This window comes from Mucilaginibacter sp. 14171R-50, assembly GCF_010093045.1.
Classification (GTDB): Bacteria; Bacteroidota; Bacteroidia; order Sphingobacteriales; family Sphingobacteriaceae; genus Mucilaginibacter.
On record NZ_CP048115.1, the window covers coordinates 1,391,148 to 1,409,982 of the forward strand.

Annotated in this window: 22 protein-coding genes; 15 read left to right on the forward strand and 7 right to left on the reverse strand. The window is 45.8% G+C overall.

The features are described from left to right. Positions 1 to 7: 7 nt before the first annotated feature. The 5 genes from GWR56_RS06465 to GWR56_RS06485 are packed head-to-tail and all read right to left on the reverse strand — an operon-like array spanning position 8 to position 2,485. A complete protein-coding gene (locus tag GWR56_RS06465) occupies positions 8 to 595 on the reverse strand; it encodes a prtrc system protein e (protein WP_162430320.1) in 588 nt (195 codons plus the stop codon). A 4-nt stretch (positions 596 to 599) separates the two neighbouring features. Continuing rightward, positions 600 to 851, reverse strand: a complete 252-nt coding sequence (locus GWR56_RS06470; RefSeq protein WP_162430321.1) for a hypothetical protein — start codon at positions 849 to 851, stop codon at positions 600 to 602. A gap of 1 nt (position 852) precedes the next feature. After that, entirely contained in the window at positions 853 to 1,227 is a 375-nt protein-coding gene (locus GWR56_RS06475; protein WP_162430322.1) for a hypothetical protein, read from the reverse strand. Between the two features lie 25 nt (positions 1,228 to 1,252). Next, positions 1,253 to 2,113 carry a hypothetical protein gene (locus GWR56_RS06480; RefSeq protein WP_162430323.1) on the reverse strand — a complete coding sequence of 287 codons (861 nt, stop codon included), beginning with the start codon at positions 2,111 to 2,113 and terminating at the stop codon, positions 1,253 to 1,255. Between the two features lie 48 nt (positions 2,114 to 2,161). Then, complete coding sequence (locus tag GWR56_RS06485; RefSeq protein WP_162430324.1) at positions 2,162 to 2,485, reverse strand: single-stranded DNA-binding protein; 324 nt, start codon at positions 2,483 to 2,485, stop codon at positions 2,162 to 2,164. 217 nt (positions 2,486 to 2,702) lie between these two features. Between GWR56_RS06485 and GWR56_RS06490 the strand changes: the two genes are divergently transcribed. Then, complete coding sequence (locus GWR56_RS06490; protein ID WP_162430325.1) at positions 2,703 to 3,023, forward strand: hypothetical protein; 321 nt, start codon at positions 2,703 to 2,705, stop codon at positions 3,021 to 3,023. A 157-nt stretch (positions 3,024 to 3,180) separates the two neighbouring features. Beyond that, on the forward strand, positions 3,181 to 6,177 hold the full coding sequence (locus GWR56_RS06495) for a lantibiotic dehydratase (RefSeq protein ID WP_162430326.1): 2,997 nt from the start codon (positions 3,181 to 3,183) through the stop codon (positions 6,175 to 6,177). On the opposite strand, the gene GWR56_RS06500 is transcribed toward GWR56_RS06495, so the two are convergent. Next, entirely contained in the window at positions 6,155 to 6,889 is a 735-nt protein-coding gene (locus tag GWR56_RS06500) for a LytTR family DNA-binding domain-containing protein (RefSeq protein ID WP_162430327.1), read from the reverse strand. The two genes, GWR56_RS06495 and GWR56_RS06500, sit on opposite strands and share 23 nt — an antisense overlap. Continuing rightward, positions 6,886 to 7,944, reverse strand: a complete 1,059-nt coding sequence (locus GWR56_RS06505; RefSeq protein ID WP_162430328.1) for a sensor histidine kinase — start codon at positions 7,942 to 7,944, stop codon at positions 6,886 to 6,888. The genes GWR56_RS06500 and GWR56_RS06505 overlap by 4 nt, the downstream gene beginning before the upstream one ends. Positions 7,945 to 8,329: 385 nt before the next feature. Here GWR56_RS06505 and GWR56_RS06510 point away from each other — a divergent pair, with 385 nt between their 5' ends. The 13 genes from GWR56_RS06510 to GWR56_RS06570 all read left to right on the forward strand — a co-directional run bounded on the left by GWR56_RS06510 (position 8,330) and on the right by GWR56_RS06570 (position 18,835). Then, positions 8,330 to 9,472 (forward strand): hypothetical protein, encoded by a 1,143-nt coding sequence (locus GWR56_RS06510; protein ID WP_162430329.1) that lies wholly within the window; start codon positions 8,330 to 8,332, stop codon positions 9,470 to 9,472. A gap of 96 nt (positions 9,473 to 9,568) precedes the next feature. Beyond that, positions 9,569 to 10,402 (forward strand): RteC domain-containing protein, encoded by an 834-nt coding sequence (locus GWR56_RS06515; protein WP_162430330.1) that lies wholly within the window; start codon positions 9,569 to 9,571, stop codon positions 10,400 to 10,402. A gap of 152 nt (positions 10,403 to 10,554) precedes the next feature. Continuing rightward, complete coding sequence (locus GWR56_RS06520) at positions 10,555 to 11,133, forward strand: hypothetical protein (protein WP_162430331.1); 579 nt, start codon at positions 10,555 to 10,557, stop codon at positions 11,131 to 11,133. Next, positions 11,130 to 11,471: a DUF4134 domain-containing protein gene (locus GWR56_RS06525; protein ID WP_238395319.1), complete on the forward strand. Its 342-nt coding sequence runs from the start codon at positions 11,130 to 11,132 to the stop codon at positions 11,469 to 11,471. Before GWR56_RS06520 ends, GWR56_RS06525 begins: the two co-directional genes overlap by 4 nt. A 10-nt stretch (positions 11,472 to 11,481) precedes the next feature. Beyond that, positions 11,482 to 11,811 carry a DUF4133 domain-containing protein gene (locus GWR56_RS06530; RefSeq protein ID WP_162430332.1) on the forward strand — a complete coding sequence of 110 codons (330 nt, stop codon included), beginning with the start codon at positions 11,482 to 11,484 and terminating at the stop codon, positions 11,809 to 11,811. Further along, on the forward strand, positions 11,798 to 14,248 hold the full coding sequence (locus GWR56_RS06535) for a TraG family conjugative transposon ATPase (RefSeq protein WP_162430333.1): 2,451 nt from the start codon (positions 11,798 to 11,800) through the stop codon (positions 14,246 to 14,248). The genes GWR56_RS06530 and GWR56_RS06535 overlap by 14 nt, the downstream gene beginning before the upstream one ends. Positions 14,249 to 14,263: 15 nt before the next feature. After that, positions 14,264 to 14,629, forward strand: coding sequence for a hypothetical protein (locus tag GWR56_RS06540; protein ID WP_162430334.1), 366 nt, complete (start codon positions 14,264 to 14,266; stop codon positions 14,627 to 14,629). A gap of 36 nt (positions 14,630 to 14,665) precedes the next feature. After that, positions 14,666 to 15,343 (forward strand): conjugal transfer protein TraI, encoded by a 678-nt coding sequence (locus GWR56_RS06545; RefSeq protein ID WP_162430335.1) that lies wholly within the window; start codon positions 14,666 to 14,668, stop codon positions 15,341 to 15,343. Then, positions 15,330 to 15,989, forward strand: coding sequence for a hypothetical protein (locus GWR56_RS06550; protein WP_162430336.1), 660 nt, complete (start codon positions 15,330 to 15,332; stop codon positions 15,987 to 15,989). Before GWR56_RS06545 ends, GWR56_RS06550 begins: the two co-directional genes overlap by 14 nt. 15 nt (positions 15,990 to 16,004) lie before the next feature. Further along, a complete protein-coding gene (locus GWR56_RS06555; RefSeq protein ID WP_162430337.1) occupies positions 16,005 to 16,646 on the forward strand; it encodes a TerB family tellurite resistance protein in 642 nt (213 codons plus the stop codon). A gap of 11 nt (positions 16,647 to 16,657) precedes the next feature. Continuing rightward, positions 16,658 to 17,851: a conjugative transposon protein TraJ gene (gene traJ, locus GWR56_RS06560; RefSeq protein WP_162430338.1), complete on the forward strand. Its 1,194-nt coding sequence runs from the start codon at positions 16,658 to 16,660 to the stop codon at positions 17,849 to 17,851. Positions 17,852 to 17,874: 23 nt separating this feature from the next. Further along, positions 17,875 to 18,495, forward strand: a complete 621-nt coding sequence (gene traK, locus GWR56_RS06565) for a conjugative transposon protein TraK (protein ID WP_162430339.1) — start codon at positions 17,875 to 17,877, stop codon at positions 18,493 to 18,495. A gap of 1 nt (position 18,496) precedes the next feature. Then, positions 18,497 to 18,835, forward strand: coding sequence for a hypothetical protein (locus GWR56_RS06570; RefSeq protein WP_162430340.1), 339 nt, complete (start codon positions 18,497 to 18,499; stop codon positions 18,833 to 18,835).

Sequence of the window (18,835 nt, forward strand, 5' to 3'; positions counted from 1 at the left end):
GATGTGATTAGTCTTTAAATTGGTTTGCTAATTTCTCGTATATCTCCTTACCCGCTTCTATTTCCTTACGCCTGCTTTCAATCAGTTCTGCTTTATCAGGGTAGTCAGCAGGGTCGGGTAATTGTGCCAACGCTTCGACATATTTCATCTGTTTAGCCAATTCCTTAGACTTGTCCATCGCTTCATCGAACAACCGTTTCTTTTCCGCTTTGACTTCGGTGTCGTCGGCGGGTGCGCTGAACAGGTCGGGTTCGTCGTCCTTTTCCTCGTCGGTTTCGGCAGTTGTAGTTTTGACTGCTTTATCCTTATCATTCTTTCCGTTCTTTTTGACCTTTTCCAATTCCTTTTGGTAGGTTTCCAAGTTGGTTATCAACCCTGCCGTTTGCTTGACAGGCTGTTTAATTTCCTCAAAAAACTTTTCATCCAGTTCTGATGCGGTGGCCTTAAAGAGCATCGGGGGCAACCCGTTCACAGCCTTGTCTTTTTTGAGTACAACGGAAACGGTTTGTACTCCCGTTTCGTCCTGATGGATGTTCAGCAGGAAATTTCCTGTAAATCCTAATCCTGCTATCTGCTGAAAAAATTGCGTATTCATAATCTTAAAATTTTAGATGGTTAATGCCTGCGACAGCCAGTAATACAAGTCCCGCTAAACCGCAGAGATTGGCGACTATCATGATTATTCGTTCAAGGGTGGTTACTACCACATACTTTTGATAAGTATGGAAATGCTGTAAACCCCCTACGCCCCTGCGGTTAAACCGGCGTCTGCCGATTTGGTAGCGGATAACAGAACAGAGGGCTATCAAAATCAATCCGCACAGTAGTGTTAAATGATGTGTTGTTTTCATTTCAGGTAAATAAAAGTTCAACTGCGGGTTTGAATTTTGGGTCGGTGTGCTTTTCCAGTTGCGTGTAGTTGTAAAGGGCTTGCCTTGTGAAGATGGCTAAAAAACCATCGAATAACTGGTCAGAAAATACGTTTGCCGAGCGGTACAGGTCTTTGGGATATTTAGCGATAACGGCCTGTATCTGTTCAGCGAGTTTAAACCACATATCTGCGGGCATTATCCCGTTATTCCATTCTGCACGAATGCGCTCTTTGTCATTTAAAACGGTTTCGGACAGTTCGTTCAGATACCCTAAAAATTCAGGTATTTCTTCCCTTAAGAGATTGTGCAAAAGCCTTGCTTTAGCCACATTATTCATTAAATTTAATGGTTGCATGCTATTTATTTTTTAGCGGGATGGCTTAAAGCCATCCCTGTTGGTAAGCAAATCGGTTGATTTCTTTTATGGCCACCTTATGACAGCCGATACGGATAAACTGGCGGTTGATTTCTACGATAAGATAGTCCCGCAGAAAATACTGGCCTACTTTAGCAGAACCATCCTTAATAGATTGGTAAAGGAATTGGCCTGCCGACAGTGTAAAGGAGATTTGTTGGGTAGTTTCCACCTTGCAGGTTTTCACGTTACAACGCAGATAGTCCCATCCGTCAGTACTGATAAACCTGTCGGTTTCAAATGCCCGCCACGCTTTCAGTTTAGCTTGCTGCAATTTTTGGGAACGCTTCTTTTGTCTGGCCTGTTCAATTGCCCTTTCTTCGCGGTCATGAGCGAGATAGTCCGCAAACTGCGCACAGTCCCGAATATCCCCTGCTTGGGCTAATTGTTCAGGTATAGCCAAACCAAAGAAATCCGCATAACGTTGCGCCTCACTGTACAGGTCGGCAATCGTCGTCGCATACTTCTGCGGGCGGTTAGCCCGCGCTAACTTTTCAGCAACGGCAATGATGCGTTCTTTCCAATCCGCAAATAATTCCTCATGGTTCATTGCGGGGTCAGCCACATTGATAATATTCAAGTGGCTTGAAGCGTTGCGTACAATGGCGATATGTTTTGCCGTTGTTTGGCTGTAGGTACGTTCTGTAAATAATACCGCCCGTTCGCCTGCCTGATTTTGAACATGCTTTGCAATGATAAAATGGTCGCCATAAGAATAGACACACCCACCACCATACAGCATATTACCACCTGCGCCAATCCCGCTACCGTCCTGCCGGTTCGCCCATTCATGGGCGATATCCCAACACACTGTTCTTACGCTCATATCCTTTGATTATTAAATTTTTACCTGATTTTCGTCCTTTTATTCTCCTTATCCCCGTTGGTTGTTAGCCGATTTGGTCAGCATTTGAATTTGCTCGGTTCGGAATTGCAGGCTTGCCATTGGCTCCCCGTCCCTGCTCACCCACGGTTGGGCGGTCATAAATCCGCTCAAAGTCACCAACATGCCTTTAGTCAGGTAGGGCGCTATGGCATCGGTGCGCCAGTAGGTACACTCTACAAAGGCGGTTTCCTCTTTGCGCTCGCCCTGCGACTGATAGGTGCGGTTAACCGCTACCCTGAAACCTGTTACATTTTTGTCCTCGCTTACTGCTCTCACGGTAGCGTCTGCTACCAATCTTCCTGTGATTTCCATGATTACTTTTTTATTGTTAATTATTCTGTTTTTCCTCAATGACCATTAGTTTTTAAAATTCATTTGGCCTTTGATAGAGGCAGAAAATTTGCGCGGGGGGCTGGCTTGCAAGGCTGACATAGAAAAAAATTCAGGAGCACAGCGGAGGAATTATTTTCGGTCACGAAGCCTGGCCTTTCAAGCCGAAGAGGTATAAATTTGCCTCAGCAAAGGCTAAATGAACGGACCTGATCGAAAGGGTTCACTGGCTATTTTTCGCAGCAATCTTTTGATGGAGAGCGGGGGAAAAGCATATCATTGCGGCAAAAGACGACCGCCCTTCCGGCTACAATTGCCGGACGAGGCGCCCAAAGGGCTATGGTCGGCTTTTTCCGTTCCAATGGCTATTTCTTCATCAATCTTGATATGGTTCTTGCAGTTCGTAAATGATCTTAAGGCACTGGACTTAAGCATAAGCGGCGAAGGGGCCAACGATTACCGTAATGTTTACAGGCAGTTGAAAATTACGTTGGTGCCCGGAGGAAAAGGCACCTTTTAGCGTTACGAATTCTTTTGGACAGCTCCGGCATATGCCGTTGCAGTCCACTACGATTAACTAAATGATACACAACAGGTGCAAATTATCGTAATAGTAAATAAATCGCAGCGAGTAGAAAACCCTGTGTTTTGCTTCTATTAATAATTTTATAATTCCTATGAGCTATCATTTTTCGCAATTTGTACTTTTTCGCATACCCGTTTTTGCAACCGATCATTATCGGCACAACCTTAAAACCGCTCTTCGGGACACTGTATTTAGGACCGCCATCTATCTGGCAAGTCCGCAATTTTATAACCGCCTGGCAAAGGTTGACTTCGAACCCTCCCAGATGACGGCACGGGAAATCATCACACTCACCCGTTACTTGAACCGCGCCCGTTTCCGACCGGTTCCATTCGGTTTCTTTGCTTCTGTGACTATGGGCAAGTGGGCTGCTTCAGGCCGAATTGAATTAACCGAGGCACCTGCGGAGCTTGGCGTATTTGTTCAACCCGGGGAATGGCTTTTCCGGAAAATGTCAGACCGTCGAGCGGACGAATACCATTTAACGGATTTATTTGAACCCAACCCGACGCTCTACCGGGTTAAAAAGTTCTATCGCTTCATCAAGGAGGAATCCGGTCCGGAGCAACAAAAGCGCTTTCAGTTACAGTCATCACCCTATTCGCAAGTGCTCAGCAACCTGCTACAGTTTTGCAGGAATGGAAAATCGACGGAAATGATCATCCACCGAATCTGTAAGGAGGCCCATTGCAGTTTAGCGGATAGTTCTGAGTATTTTGATTTTCTTAAAGACGCTCAAATATTGTTAAGCAAAAACCGTCCTGGTATTAGCGGACGTCATGCATTTAATTTAAATCAAAACTTCGTTGGGCAACTTCCGGATGTAACGGAATTTCAAAGTTTAGGCAAGCAATGGCTGAAAAAGGCGAACCATGACCCGGTTCAAGATGACCATGATCTTTTTAATACCATACTAGTTCGTCATCCTAAGCGCGTTATGGTTGACATTAAATACCAGCAATATTTGAGACAGGGCATCACGGCATTAAACAGGCTTTGCCCTGGTGACGAACTTCCTGCGCTTACCTTATTTAAGAATCAATATCAAAAGCACTTTGAAAATGAACGCCTACCCTTGTTGCTGGCGCTCGATCCCGAGTTAGGAATCGGCTATCAAACGGAGCCCTACGAATCCCCCAATCCGCTTTTAGAAACCGTCCATATCCGGCCACGTGTACACCATGAAAACGCGGCTCCATGGTCCGCGGTGCACCGGTATTTAATGGCCGCCTGGCTTGAAATGGAGCGAATGCAGCAAAATTCTATGGCTCTTAATGAGGCTGGCCTTATGCAACTAACGGAAGGTGCGAAAATGCTGAGTGGACTGGGCTTTTCTGTATTGTTCAGTCTTACGGGAGACGGCCTGTTTATTGAAACTGCGGGCGGGGCCAATCCCGCTGCATTGATCGGTAGATTTACTGTGGCTGACCAGGAGATATTGGATGCCAGCCGGGAAATGGCGGCACAAACGGAACGATTAAACCCGGAAATCATTTTTGCCGAAATACTGCATACCAGCGATGCCCATATCGATAATGTAAACAGGCGCGAGCAAGTATGGTCCTATCAGCTGCCCTTATTGGCCGGTATACCCGGTGATGACACCGCAGAAACGCTCAGGCTGGATGATCTATATGTAGAAGTTAGCGGTGATCTGATCTATTTATATAGCAGAAAGTACCAAAAATACGTTATCCCGCGTCTGACCAGCGCGTATAATCATAGTATAGACCAACTGCCGCTCTTCCGTTTTTTAGCAGACCTTTCCTATCAGTACAGCCGCACACAATTGTCTTTTGACCTGATCAATTATTTTCCAGGTTTCCGGTACTACCCCCGTGTGAGTTATCGGCAGGTCATTCTCAGCCGGGCAACGTGGATCATCGGAAGCGACGATTTTCCTCCAAACCTTACAGAAGAAGACTGGATCGCTGCTTTTAGCCGAATGGCAGATAAAAACGGCATTCCGCATTGGTTCGTTCTTTCGGAAGGCGACCAGCAATTGGTGTTTAATCGGGAAAGTTCAGCGGATATGGTCTTATTCAGGGAATCGGTGCGTTCGAAAAACCAGGTGATCCTTCGTGAATATCTTCCGTTAAAATCAGACGGCTCAGTCGTGGAATCCTCCTCAGGCCGTCGATACCAGGTTCAATTCAACGCATTTATGCTACCGGAAGAACCGCTGAATATGCCAAACGTGGTCCCCAACAGGGAGAATGTCCTGCACGAACAACGCAAATTTGTTCCAGGCACCGAATGGCTTTACCTGAAACTTTATGTTCCGAGGCTTTCCGTAAACCGGTTACTACTTCAGTTGGAACCTTTAATCAAAAAGCGCTTTCCACATGGGAAAATTACACGCTGGTTTTTTATTCGGTATGAGGACCATGCGCCGCATATCCGGCTACGTTTTAAGATTGCGCCAGAGGACGTGGACCATATTCTGGCGGCTTTAAGGGTGATATTGGAAGATAATGTTCAGCAACACCTGGTCAGAGAATACCAATTAGATGTTTATACCAGGGAGCTGGAACGGTACCAGGCCATTGGAATTGAGGAAACGGAGGAGTTCTTTTGGCTCAGCAGTTCATTTGTGCTATATTTCATTAAATCAGTAAAAACGGGTAAAGGGGTTCCAGCTTTTTTAGCGGCGGCGCTGACGGCTAAGTTGATCGCTGAAGGTTTTTATCCAAGCCCGGAAGATCAATTAGCGTTTTGGCAGGAAGCATTTGAGGGCTATATCCAGGAATTTGAAGGCCGTCAACTCAGTGTAGATCTTGATAAGAAATATCGTGAAAACAGTGGTGATTTGGATCGTTTTTTAACCCATAGCCAACCTTTTGCAGACAAACGGCTTCTGCACTGGTTAAAAAGTATACAGTCAAAAGCCATGGCATTGGGTGTCCGAATAAATAGCAATGATGATAAAAACGATTATTTGCTCAGTTTGATCCATGTTCATCTCAACCGGTTATTTACTGATCAGCAAAGGCAGCAGGAAATGATCACCTACTTTCTATTGGCGAAATGGATGCGGTCGAAAATGGCAAGGCAAAGACATAAAATCAGGCAGACCGATCCGTCTTAATCAGTTTGCTATCCATCCTGGCGAGGAAAGCCTGTTTATAATGATCTCCCATCATGATACGCTCACCATCCTGTAGCCTGATCTGCGCGCGCTCTATAACTTTTACAAAATTGACATTGACGATAAATGAGCGATGGATACGGGCAAACAGAGATGTGGGCAGGTGCCTTTCGATCTCTTTTATGGTCAAATAGGTTGTATGCTTGCCTTCGGTCGTGTAGATATGGATATAATTTGCGGAACCTTCCATATAAATCACTTCCTCATACCTGATCTTGACCAGCCTTCCTTTCACCTCGCTCTTAATGGTGAAGAAATCGTCGCGGATCGCTTGTAACCATCTGCCGGGCCGGGCGATTTTCCGTCTTGCCCGCTGGATGCATTTGGCGAAGCGCTCATAATTAATCGGCTTAAGCAAAAAATCGAAGGCTTCGCGGTCAAATGCCTCCAGCGCATATTGCGGGAAAGCCGTAGTAAAAACAACGGTCGTATACAGGTTCACCATCTCAGCTAATTCAAGCCCCGATAGTTGCCGCATATCGACGTCAATAAACGTGATGTCAGGAGCATATTCTCCGGTCAGGTTTGGTAGCGCTTCCAGCGGGTTTTGTGAATGCCCGACCAGTGTCAGCCCTGGAGTCATTTCAATATATTCTTTCATGATGGCGATGGCATCCGGCTCATCGTCGATCACATAACAGCTAAAATTCATAGGTATAGGATCAGTTCTGTCATATAGGTTGTTGGATTATCTATTTTATTAAATCGGTGCTTGTCCGGAAAAAGGTTGGCTAACCGCTTTTGAATATTTTTCAGTCCTAAGCCGCTTTTTAAATGTGGCGTGCTTAATCTTTTTAGGTTAGCGGTCTTAAAGATCAAAGCATCTTCAGTGACTTCGAGGTCGATCCTGCCCGGATGTTTCCGTTCGCCCAAGTCGCCATGCTTGAGCATATTCTCCACCAGCGTAACCAGGATCAGCGGTGGAATCTGCACCTCCTTCAGCCTTCCTTTTTTGCTAAGCTTTAAATACAGCTCGTTGTCAAACCGCAGGGTACTCAGCTCAATCAATTTTTCGATCTGCTTAATTTCCTCCGCTAAGCTTACCATGCGGTTGTCCTGGCTGCTCAACAATGAATAATGCATTAATTCTGAAAGTAACATCACGCCTTTACCGGCCCTATCCGAATGATTATGAACAGCGTTGTAAATAAAATTGAGTGAGTTAAACAGCAGATGCGGGCTGATCTGGTTTTGGAGGTAGGCGTTTTCCGCTGTGATGTATTTGTTTTCCAGTTCCAGCGTATGGGCAACCTGTTTTAGATGCGCCTTTTCCATGACATGGTTCTGCTCCTTGAATTTTACCATGTATAGCATAGACCAGTAAGCTATGCTAAATCCGATAAAGAATATTTCACGGAATATATTGGTCAGGTAGGTTTTTTCATGGGCTTTGGTCAAGGCGTAATTAACCGCTGTACCGCCTGCAAGCCAGGCATCTACATGAAGTTTTACCCATAGGAAGAACAACATTTCTGCGAGGATCAGCAATATGGCGATCAGGTATGGCCGTGTTGTCCTGAAGAATGCAAAATCAAGAATGACATGAGCGTTTAAGTAGAATAATAAGATATTGAGAGAATAATATATGCATAGCTGGAGAGGTGAGGCGATCAGGCCGACAGTGAACTTGATGACGGCAAGTTCATACCCTATGAACAGCGCCCACACTAAAATATGCCTTAATAAAATGACCTTTAATTTGCTCATGATAACGTTTTTGTGAGCAATTGGCTTTCTATATATCACAATTGCCCCTCTGTATAATAAAGTTTAGGTTCGCCTTTCATCCCGGTAGTTTTGAACTAAAAATCACCGTTATGAAAACATCAAATCAAAAAGGTTGCACAAAAGTTCAGAAACAATATGCGACTTAAATAGGGGAAATTTTAAAGATTACCGTGAGTCGACAAAGCCCACCGAGACGGACCCCACTACGGCGACGGTAACCATTATTGTTACCACCGTCAATACGGGAATCGCTGGTAAATGTTAATGTAAAGTTAAATATTATTTAATTTATTTACCAATATACCAAACCCTGAACCTTCAGTATTTATAGCTAATTCTCATTGGAAATCAATATATCAGTATTTTGCTTAAGTCGGAATTATCAAATTTGGAAGCATGTGTCGGTATTATTCTTAACAATAACGAAATAATAAAAAGCGGCGGCACTTCAGCAGGACAGGGGGCTTTGTACGACCAATTCCATACCGCTTGTGTCGAATTGAAACAGCGGATGATCAGCGAGGTATTCGGCCCTTCAAAGGATCATGTCATCCGCCGGTATGTTCAGTTTCATCAGGCCGGATTGATCACGCTTTCTGACATCATTTTTCAGCAGGTTCGGAAGGTGGATGTTCCGATGGTCCCGGGAAAAAGTGAACTCCTGATCAGGGTGTTGAACACCTTGCAGGAATTACTTGACTTCATCGGTCAGCAGTTTTATCCTCATTTTGATGTGCTTCACGGCATCAGTCAATATGCAAGCGATATCACCAGCAATAATTTCAGAACAAAGGTGGAAACGCTCGCCCCCCTCCTGGAGCGTCAACCCATCGATCCGTCCCTGGTCACCGTTTTTTATGAGAGCATGGAAGAATGCCTGGACCAATTGCGGCTACAGCCCATAACTTACGAACAGGCAAATTATATGGACCAGCTGTTGAAACTTGTCTATTTTCAGTTAGAGGAACAAACCATCGATACCGCCCGCTTCGCGGGCCTGCTTTACCGGCAGAATTTTAACAGTACCTCTTTTGAAAGCTGGTACAGGAAATATCATCTAACCGTTCATAGCGGAAAATTAGCCGACGAAAGATTAAGTGCCATTGAACCAGTGCTACAAGAAATAGGAATTTCGGTTAACCGTAAGCCTATAGATGTTTTACTGCGTGAATGGACAACTGTGCTATTGACCTCGAACGGTGAATCGTCAAAACGCGTTAAAACCCAGGAACCGAAGATATCAAGATTGCCCCTTGTACTGTCAGTGCCACAACTGGCGCTTTTTGTCCGCCTATGTTATTTAGAAGGGTGCTTTCAAATTTCCAACATTTCCAATATCATGCGCTTTTTCACCGATCATTTTGAGTCGAAGAAACAACCCCAGGTATCCTTAAAAAGCTTCAACCGCGCATTTTATAGCGCAGATCAGGGTACAGCAGCCATCGTAAGAGATTTCCTGCAGCGGATGATCCTTATGATCGATAAAACCTATTTCCCTAAAACCTAAATTAAATCAGTATGGAGAAATGATACTTTCAAGCACTGTTTGAGACACCTGTTATCGGAAACCGGTGGCAGTGCGATTTACTTAAAGCGATAAACTATGTTAACTAAATTTAGCGACCGTTTATATGCAGATCTGAACAGGGACCTGAATGCGCTGGCGCTGGAGGAAGATCAGCTGATCAAACGTTATGAAAGAAGTATCCACGCCTGCGTTAAATACCTGAAAAAACTGAAGGACTTTTGCAAGGTCAACGATCCCGGCACCCCTGCCGAAGAGATCCAATTTTTCAAACACATTAAGCCCAAATTTAAATCCCAGCTGATCTATTACCAGTCTTTACTCAACCTGGAGGTCAGGCGACCAATTGGCGATAGCATGGCCATCATAGATTACCTGAAAAACGAGGCGAAAGTACTGCACCATTTCTTTGAATGTAATTTGTCTTTTTATCAATATGTCAGGACGCAGGCTACCTATTTGGATGATTATTATTTTGTTCGGGGCAATTATGATGTCTATCTCGATCCGGACCAATGCGTGATCGATTTTGATCCGGCCTTCAGCACGACGCATGACCATAAGCTGGCACAGGTTCTCGCCAGCGAAATGCTGCAGGAGTACCTCCAGTCGGCAGTACAGCGCCTTCACCAGAAAGATGCTGTCATCGTGACTGATGTAGAGATGGGAGACTTCGACTGGCAGCAAACCAAATGTGGTTTGATCGAGCTGATCTACTGCTGGCATGCGACTGAGGCTTTCGGCAAAAAAAATCTGAAGAGCATTGTAAAATTTATTGAAAAGGTATTTAATGTGTCACTGGGTAACTTTTACGACACTTTCGACTGGTTAAGCAGCAGGCCAAGCCCAACGACCTATATCGATGAAATGAAGGAAGCGTTCCTGCTTCGCGTCCAGAAACGACTAAAGTAAACAGTCGGAAAGCGGTCCCTAAAGCCGCTTTTTTTATGGACAGCGAAAAAGTTGCTGTCCGAGTCGGATGAACTCGGAGGCTTTCAAGGCTGTGAACAGGGAACTTTGAACTATCAATGGCAGCAATGGGGTTGTCAATTAATACTTACGTTATGTTACAGCATTTAACATGGTCGGCATACTTGACAGGCATAGTCGTTATTGCCGTGCTCTATTACACGTTCATCGTGCTGACCTATTACCGGCATGAATTGCAGAATACATTTTACCGCTTAAGCGGTAACCAGCCCAGGCAACGCAATACCTCACGCGGCGATCTAATCCTGCCTGCGGCAGCTATCGTCGGCGGTACCCGAACTGAGGGTATGGATATCGTTGACCAGGAAGAACTGGTATTTGCTTCACCCGATGACGATAGGCCGGAATCAGGCGTCGTCCAAGCGATGCGACCTACGGCAGCTGACGCGTATCTGCTGGGCGACCTGTCAGAAATGGTTGCTGAAACCAAAACGCTGATCCGGGTCATCAACGAATCCAATGAGTCCAAGGAGAATTTCGAGATGCTTTTCCGGCTGGTAATTCAAAAATATCCGGACCTGGCAGGTACTGCCTATGAAGATCAGATCAACGCTTACTTGCTAAAAGAAGGCGCTGACCTCTTTCCCTTTACCCTGACAAACAGTGAACTACAAACTTATTGGTTGAACGAAGAAAAACTGCAAAGCGCATGAAAACGAACAGCAAACAATCTTTTAGAGACGCATTGCAAATCGTCTTTAAAATCACAGGCACCGCATGGCTGCTGATTACCGGGATACCGATGGCTATGGCCCAGGATGGTAATGCCGGCATAAACCAGGCCACCTCCCAGGTTAAAAGTTACTTTGATACCGGTACAAACCTGATGTATGCCATTGGCGCGATCGTTGGATTGGTCGGCGCAATCAAGGTCTATAAAAAGTGGAACGATGGCGAGCACGATACCGGTAAAGTAGCCTCCAGCTGGTTCGGCAGCTGCATTTTCCTGGTAGTCGTTGCGACGGTTTTAAAATCATTCTTCGGCGTTTAAACAGCAAGTCATGGCTATCTATCAAATCAATAAAGGCATTAATAAAGCCATTGAATTTAAGGGTTTGAAAGCTCAGTATATTGGTTATCTGGGCGCAGGCCTGGTTACGCTGCTGGTATTGTTCGCGGTCTTCTATATTACCGGCGTTCCTGTTTACCTGTGCATCCTGCTGATCGCAGGTTCCGGAACTGTACTGTTTACACAGGTTTTCAGGTTAAGTAACAAATACGGTCAATACGGATTGATGAAACGCGGCGCCAAGCGATTTCTTCCCGGCTACCTGAAATTCAATTCACGAAAATTATTAACCTGTAAAATCAGACCCAATGGCAGCGTATAGTAAAGCAGAACAAGTTTTTCCTATCTACAAGGTGGAGCATGATTGCATGGTATCGGTCTATGGTGACCTGACCATTGCTTACCGTCTGCGACTTCCTGAGTTGTTTACCCTATCAGAGGAAGATTACGAAACCTATCACCAATCCTGGATACGGGCGATCAAGGTGCTGCCCAAGCACAGTATCGTTCACAAACAGGATATGTTTATCCGGTCTGCGTATGAAGGCGCTGCCGGATTGAGTGAAAATTTCCTGACCAGGGCGGCGGACCACCATTTTAAAGGCCGGTCGTTTTTGAAACATACGTGCTACCTGATGTTAACTAAAAAAGCAGCCGACCGTAAGCAAGCCACCAGCGCATTTTCCGGAATTATGCGAAAAAGTGTCAGTCCTAAACAGACAACGGACGACAGGATGTTACCTGAGTTTTTAGAAAAGGCCGGGCAGTTCGAGCGCATACTTTGCGATAGCGGCCTGATTAAAATGGAGCGGTTGAATAATGACCGGATCTGCGGTACAGCGACAACACCGGGCTTGCTGGAGCAATACTGTTTTCTTCAAGACCAGGATAGCAGGCCAATGATCAAGGATATTCATGTTAAGGACCGGTTACAGATCGGCGATCAGCATGCACAGCTTTTTACGTTAGGCGATTGTGAAAATTTGCCCGGCGTATGCGGAAGCCGAATGACCTATGACAAATACAGCACTGACAAAACCAAATTTCCAACAGGTTTCGCCGCACAGCTGAACTTGTTGTTGCCCTGCGACCATATCTATAATCAATACATTTTTATCGGCGATACCGAAAAAGTTCTGAAAAAGCTGGAGGCCAAAAAACTGAGGTTGCAATCCTTGTCTGCTTACAGCCGCGAAAACGCGATCAGTCGTGATGCCACGAATGATTTTTTGAATGAAGCCATCGGGCAGCAACGACTACCGGTTAAAGCACATTTTAACGTGCTTGCGTGGACGGAAGATCGGGACGGTTTACAGGAGATCAAAAATATGGTAGGCTCTGCGATGGCCCAGATCGGTGCATCTGCTAAATTGGAATCTGACGGCGCTGCGCAGGTATGGTGGGCCGGCATCCCCGGAAACGCGGCCGATTTTCCTGAAAACGACACTTTTGATACTTTTCTGGAGCAAAGCGCCTGCTTTTTGAACCTGGAAACCAATTACCGGAGCGACAAGCCTGCGGATGGCATTCGTTTTTGTGACCGTTTAACAGGCAGACCGGTATTCGTAGATCTGTTCGACGGCCCACGGACCGCCGGTATCACCTCTAATATGGGTATGCTGGTTTGCGGAACATCGGGAGGCGGTAAAAGCATGACGGTGAACCACATCCTCAGAACACTTTACGACCAGGGCGCACATTGTGTCACGGTAGATATCGGTGGTAGCTACAAAGGTTTGTGTGAACTGGTAGGTGGCTATTATTTTACTTATGAGGAAAGGAACCCGATCAGTTTCAATCCTTTTTATCTGCCACCGGGCCAAATGCTCGATACCGAAAAAAAGGAAAGCCTGAAGGCATTACTGGTCACCTTATGGAAACAGGAGGATGAAAGTTTTATCCGTAGTGAGTACGTGGCGCTTTCCAACGCGCTGCAAGGCTATTACGACTACATCGGTAGGCTTGAAAATGAATTTGCCTGTTTCAATTCCTTCTTTGAATACCTCGAACAGCATTATGTGGAACTGCTAAAAAAGCAGAAGGTAAAAGATAAAGATTTTGATATCGACAATTTTCTGTATGTACTCCGGCCGTATTACAAAGGCGGTGAATTTGACTACCTGTTAAATGCCACCGGTAACCTGAACTTACTGGACCAGCGCTTCGTGGTGATCGAGCTGGATTCGATAAAAGATCATCCGATCCTGTTCCCGGTGGTCACCTTGATCATCATGGAAATGTTCCTGTCGAAAATGCGAAAGCTACAGGGCGTGAGAAAAGTGCTGACGATTGATGAAGCCTGGAAAGCCATTGCCAATTCAGGCATGGCGGGCTTCATCCAGTATGCCTTTAAAACCATGCGGAAATTTAACGGGGTACCAAACGTGGTCACTCAGGAATTAGATGACCTGATCAGTTCACCGATCATTAAAGATGCCATTATTAATAATGCGGATATTAAGATTTTGATGGATATGCGCAAGTTCATGAACAAGTTCGATAAGCTTCAGGATACACTCGGCATGTCCGATAAAGGGAAAACGCAGGTATTATCCGTCAACAAGGATAACCGGGAGATCTATATCGACCTGGGCGGCCAGGTGATGAAAGTTTACAAAAATGAATTGTCGCCTGAAGAATATTTCGCATATACCACAGAGGGTCGTGAGCGGATCAAAGTTCAGGAGTATGCCGCGAAGTATGGCAGTATGGAAAAAGGCATCGAAGCTATAGTCAAAGAAATTCAATCACAGCAATAACTAAACATTAGACTTATGAAAAAGTATCCATTGATCTACCTTTTGTTCCTGTGCCTATGGATCGCATCCTGCACTGATCGCAGCCAGCAAATCAGCGGACTGTATATAAATCATGGCGAAAGTGAGTACAGTAGTGCGGACGACACGCTTTATATAGAGCCTTTACAACTTAATGCGAAAACTTACACCGTCCAACAACGAGTGGGCTTTCAGCGGATAAGGGATGGTAAAAAACTTCCGCGTGAGTTCACAACAAAAAAATGGATGGCAACCTGGGATCAAGATAAGCAGGTTTTGACGCAGGACGGATTCGGAAATCAGATCCGCTTTATTCCGGGCGGACTACTACTGGAAACAGCAAAGTATAAAAAAGTTAAATAGTCAATTTTAAAGCGCTTTAGGTGAAAGGAGATCGTCATGTCCAAGCTAAAAAAGATAATTTTAATCGTTTCGATAACCGCAGTTTTGTTTCCGATGAAGAGCAATGCTCAATTCATCATCGGGGATATTATTAAGCTGACCGTTACTAAAGTGATCAAGGCCATCGACCTCAAAGTTCAGCGCATGCAGAACCAAACGATCTGGCTACAGAACGCACAAAAGGCTGTTGAAAATGAACTGTCCAAACTCCGGCTGTCTGAAATTTCCGGCTGGTCAGCAGATCAGCGCCAATTATTCAGCACCTATTATGATGAGCTCTGGAAGATCAAATCTACAATTGCCTATTATCAACGGATCAAAGACGTTGCGGCAAGGCAGATCGCGCTGGTCGACAATTATCGTCAGGCCTGGAACCTGCTGCGGCAGGACCGGCATTTCAACGCCGCTGAATTGCAGCAAATGACTGCGGTTTATACCGGCATCCTAACTGCCAGTGAGCGTAACCTGGATGATGTCATGAACGTGGTCAGCAGCGGAAAAACACAAATGAGTGATGAACAGCGTCTGGAACTGATCAACCGGGCAGCCGACAGGCTGGATGAGAATTACAGTGACCTGACGAGGTTCAATACAGAGAACCAGATGCTCAGCCTGCAAAGAAGCAAATCATTGGCGGATACGAAAACAACTAAACAGTTATATGGACTTCAATAGCATCACCGGAAAAGCTATCGTGCGCATCACCATGATCCTGCTTTTTACAAATACGATCACACTGGCGCATGCACAAACTTTTGCGGAATGGTTCAAGCAATCCAGCACGCGAAAAAAATATCTATTGGAGCAGATCGAGGCCTTACAGGTTTATTCGGGCTATTTGAAAAAGGGCTACAGTATTGCTAAAGGCGGGCTTGGGTCGATCTCCGGCTCACTATTATCTGAAAACGGAATGCACAGCACCTATTATAACGAGTTGAAAAAAGTCAACGCGATGGTGGCTAACGATAGCCGGGTTAAAGAGATCGTACGCTGGCAAAAGGATGTGATGGTGTTGCTAAACCAATGGGCTCAGATCAATGGGTTATCGCCCACTGAAAAGTCGTACCTGCAAGAGGTACGAAGTGCGGTCTATAAGGATTGCGAGGAAGTGCTTACCAATTTGCAAAACGTGGTAAGCGATGGTAAAATGGAGATGAGCGATGCGGACCGGCTAAAACTGATCGGCCAATTACATACGGAAATGCAGGCCAATTACCGGTTCGCAGTCGGTTTTACAGTACAGGCAAAAAGTTATGCTGCACAGCGGCAACAGGAACAAACGGGTACACAGGTATTGGTAAAAACCTATGGTATCCATTAAGAAAGGAGATTGGGCATGAAACCAATAATAATATGGATCGGTATGCTAACTACATTTTTAGGTATATCAGCACCAGGAAACGCTTCAGCGCAGGTTCAGGAAATGCAGCAATTGCTATTGGACATCGAGAAGCTAACGCAGATGAAAAGTATCCTATCCGATATGAAGACAGGTTACCAAATTTACGAACAGGGCTATGGCAGCATATCTTCCCTTTCGAAAGGGAATTTTAACCTGCATCAAACTTACCTTAACGGGTTGTTGGCCATCAGTCCTGCCGTGAAGAACTATGCACGGATAGCAGATATTTTGACTATGCAGGCCAGCCTGATCAGTGAATATAAACGCAAACTGGCCCTGTTTCGGCAGAGCGGCAGTTTCTCGGTCAGCGAACTGAGTTATATCAGTGATGTTTATACGCGGTTGGTCAGTCAAACCCTCAATGATGCAGGTGAACTGGCAGATGTGCTTATGGCAGGCAAGTTACGCATGTCAGACGCGGAAAGGATCAAGGCAATTGACCGGATCTATACGGGAAGCTCGGAACGCCTGCAATTTCTGCGAAGTTTCAATAACCAGGGCGTGGCTATCTCTTTACAACGGGTCAAGGAAGCCGGGGACACCCAGACCCTGAATCGACTTTACGGAATTAAATAAAGGTAAAACTTATGAAAAAGTTAACAATGATTACCGCCCTGATGGTGGTAACGGGCATCCTTTTGCCCATGATTTCTCATGCGGAGGGCCTCGCGAATGATATCCATGGCTTGCAAAGTGTGCTGGACGGCGTATACAATGATATGCTTGGCATGTGCAGTAATCTTGTGGGTGTCGGCCAGGGAATCGCCGGATTCGGAGCCTTGTGGTATATCGCTGCACGGGTGTACCGGCAAATCGCGAATGCCGAACCGCTGGACTTTTACCCCCTGATGCGCCCATTCGGCCTGGGACTGGCCATCATGCTGTTCCCTGCGGTCATCGGGGTGATCAATGGCATTATGCAGCCTACGGTTAGCGCCACCGGGGGTATGGTTCAAAACTCAGATGCCGCGATTGCCAGATTATTACAAGCTAAGGAAGACGCTGTTGAAAAAACAGATGCCTGGCAAATGTATCAAGGAGAAGACGGGGCAGGCGACCGCCAAAAATGGTATAAGTACACGCACCCGAATGATCCAGAGGGTCAGAAAGAAGGAATTTTTGACGGCATTGGCAATGACATGAAATTCGCTATGGCCAAGGCGTCCTACAATTTCAGGAATACCGTGAAAGAATGGATGTCCGAGATCCTTCAGGTCTGCTACGAAGCGGCAGCACTTTGTATCAACACCATCCGGACGTTCTACCTCATTGTGCTGGCCATCCTTGGCCCGCTGGTCCTCGGCCTGTCCGTTTTTGACGGATTCCAGCATGTGCTGACCTCCTGGCTTGCCAAATATATCAATGTGTTTCTGTGGCTTCCGGTCGCTAACATCTTCGGGGCGATCATCGGAAAGGTGCAGGAAAATATGCTGCAGATCGATATCAGCCAGGTGCAGAACTCAGGAGATACCTTTTTCAGTTCTACTGATACCGCTTACCTCATATTTCTGCTGATAGGCATTATCGGCTATTTCACTGTACCCAGCGTGGCTAACTATATCGTCAATGCGGGCGGAGGCCATGGGTTACTACAAAAGGTAAATACGATAGTGGTGAGTACCAGCAATACGGCCGTGCAAACGGGCGGAATGGTCGGCAGCAGAGCCGAACAAGGGGCAACGAACCTGGTCAATGCACCACGTGATTTTATGTCCGGCTATAACGGTACATCGAATGGCAAAGATCAGTACCAAACCGAAAAGCTCTCTTCCAAATCGTAATCAATCATTAAAACTTAAAGATCATGTTTAGTCACCTTAAAAATATCGAAACCGCATTTAAGCATATAAAACAGTTCAGCCTGCTGCTCATCATAGGCAACGTACTGACTATGTGTTTTTGCATTTATAAAACAACGGAGGTTGTTAATGGGGCGCAAAACCGTGTACACATCCTGTATAATGGCAAATTGCTGGAGGCGTCGTCATCCGACCGGAAGACTAACCTCCCTGTTGAACTGCGCGATCATATCCGAACGTTCCACCAGTACTTTTTTGATCTCAGCCCGGACGATAAAGCGATACAGGCCAATGTCAATAAAGCCTTGTACCTGGCTGACGAATCGGCCAAACGGGAATATGACAACCTGCGCGAAGCAGGATATTACAATAACCTGATATCGGCTAATATTTCCCAGGAAATCCAGGTAGACAGTACCCGTCTTAGCGGTAATCAATGGCCTTACTATTTTACCTGTTATGCTACCGAAAAACTGGTGCGTTCCAGCGGAACAGTTTACCGGAAACTGGTGACCCAGGGTGAGGTCAGGGACCTTGCCGAACAATCTGATAATAATCCGCATGGCTTTCTGATCCAGCATTGGGAGGTACTGGCGAACCGCGATACAACCATCATTAATAAGTGATATGTGGTTTCTGAAAAAAAAGCAAGCAAATGAGCATTCGGTTAACGATAAAGTAGCAGAAATGATCGCAGGGCGCATTGTCAAATGGCAGCGCAATGCCTCCCAGCGATTGAACCAACGGGTACGCCGCTATTCAAAGGAATCGCAATTGCGATGGTTCTGGCTCTTCTGCGGACTGGCGCTGATGGCGCTGATATGCAGCGTGCTGATCACCAGCCGCCTTGCTCAAATGCCGCGCATCCGCAATTCAGCGTTGCCGGTGCATATCGGGCAAAGTTCCGACGGTCCGCCAAAGCCGCACAGCCTGAAAAAAACAGATTCATTAAATCATCAAAAATAA

Excerpts from the sequence above, each read along its gene's own strand:
- GWR56_RS06500 (WP_162430327.1), bottom strand. The coding sequence starts at position 6,889 with ATGAATTTTAGCTGTTATGTGATCGACGATGAGCCGGATGCCATCGCC.
- GWR56_RS06490 (WP_162430325.1), top strand. The coding sequence starts at position 2,703 with ATGAACGGACCTGATCGAAAGGGTTCACTGGCTATTTTTCGCAGCAAT.
- GWR56_RS06495 (WP_162430326.1), top strand. The coding sequence starts at position 3,181 with ATGAGCTATCATTTTTCGCAATTTGTACTTTTTCGCATACCCGTTTTT.
- GWR56_RS06535 (WP_162430333.1), top strand. The coding sequence starts at position 11,798 with ATGGCAGCGTATAGTAAAGCAGAACAAGTTTTTCCTATCTACAAGGTG.
- traJ (WP_162430338.1), top strand. The coding sequence starts at position 16,658 with ATGAAAAAGTTAACAATGATTACCGCCCTGATGGTGGTAACGGGCATC.
- GWR56_RS06570 (WP_162430340.1), top strand. The coding sequence starts at position 18,497 with ATGTGGTTTCTGAAAAAAAAGCAAGCAAATGAGCATTCGGTTAACGAT.
- GWR56_RS06480 (WP_162430323.1), bottom strand. The coding sequence starts at position 2,113 with ATGAGCGTAAGAACAGTGTGTTGGGATATCGCCCATGAATGGGCGAAC.
- GWR56_RS06485 (WP_162430324.1), bottom strand. The coding sequence starts at position 2,485 with ATGGAAATCACAGGAAGATTGGTAGCAGACGCTACCGTGAGAGCAGTA.
- GWR56_RS06545 (WP_162430335.1), top strand. The coding sequence starts at position 14,666 with ATGTCCAAGCTAAAAAAGATAATTTTAATCGTTTCGATAACCGCAGTT.
- GWR56_RS06515 (WP_162430330.1), top strand. The coding sequence starts at position 9,569 with ATGTTAACTAAATTTAGCGACCGTTTATATGCAGATCTGAACAGGGAC.
- GWR56_RS06550 (WP_162430336.1), top strand. The coding sequence starts at position 15,330 with ATGGACTTCAATAGCATCACCGGAAAAGCTATCGTGCGCATCACCATG.
- GWR56_RS06555 (WP_162430337.1), top strand. The coding sequence starts at position 16,005 with ATGAAACCAATAATAATATGGATCGGTATGCTAACTACATTTTTAGGT.
- GWR56_RS06505 (WP_162430328.1), bottom strand. The coding sequence starts at position 7,944 with ATGAGCAAATTAAAGGTCATTTTATTAAGGCATATTTTAGTGTGGGCG.
- GWR56_RS06520 (WP_162430331.1), top strand. The coding sequence starts at position 10,555 with ATGTTACAGCATTTAACATGGTCGGCATACTTGACAGGCATAGTCGTT.
- GWR56_RS06530 (WP_162430332.1), top strand. The coding sequence starts at position 11,482 with ATGGCTATCTATCAAATCAATAAAGGCATTAATAAAGCCATTGAATTT.
- GWR56_RS06470 (WP_162430321.1), bottom strand. The coding sequence starts at position 851 with ATGAAAACAACACATCATTTAACACTACTGTGCGGATTGATTTTGATA.
- GWR56_RS06465 (WP_162430320.1), bottom strand. The coding sequence starts at position 595 with ATGAATACGCAATTTTTTCAGCAGATAGCAGGATTAGGATTTACAGGA.
- traK (WP_162430339.1), top strand. The coding sequence starts at position 17,875 with ATGTTTAGTCACCTTAAAAATATCGAAACCGCATTTAAGCATATAAAA.
- GWR56_RS06540 (WP_162430334.1), top strand. The coding sequence starts at position 14,264 with ATGAAAAAGTATCCATTGATCTACCTTTTGTTCCTGTGCCTATGGATC.
- GWR56_RS06475 (WP_162430322.1), bottom strand. The coding sequence starts at position 1,227 with ATGCAACCATTAAATTTAATGAATAATGTGGCTAAAGCAAGGCTTTTG.
- GWR56_RS06525 (WP_238395319.1), top strand. The coding sequence starts at position 11,130 with ATGAAAACGAACAGCAAACAATCTTTTAGAGACGCATTGCAAATCGTC.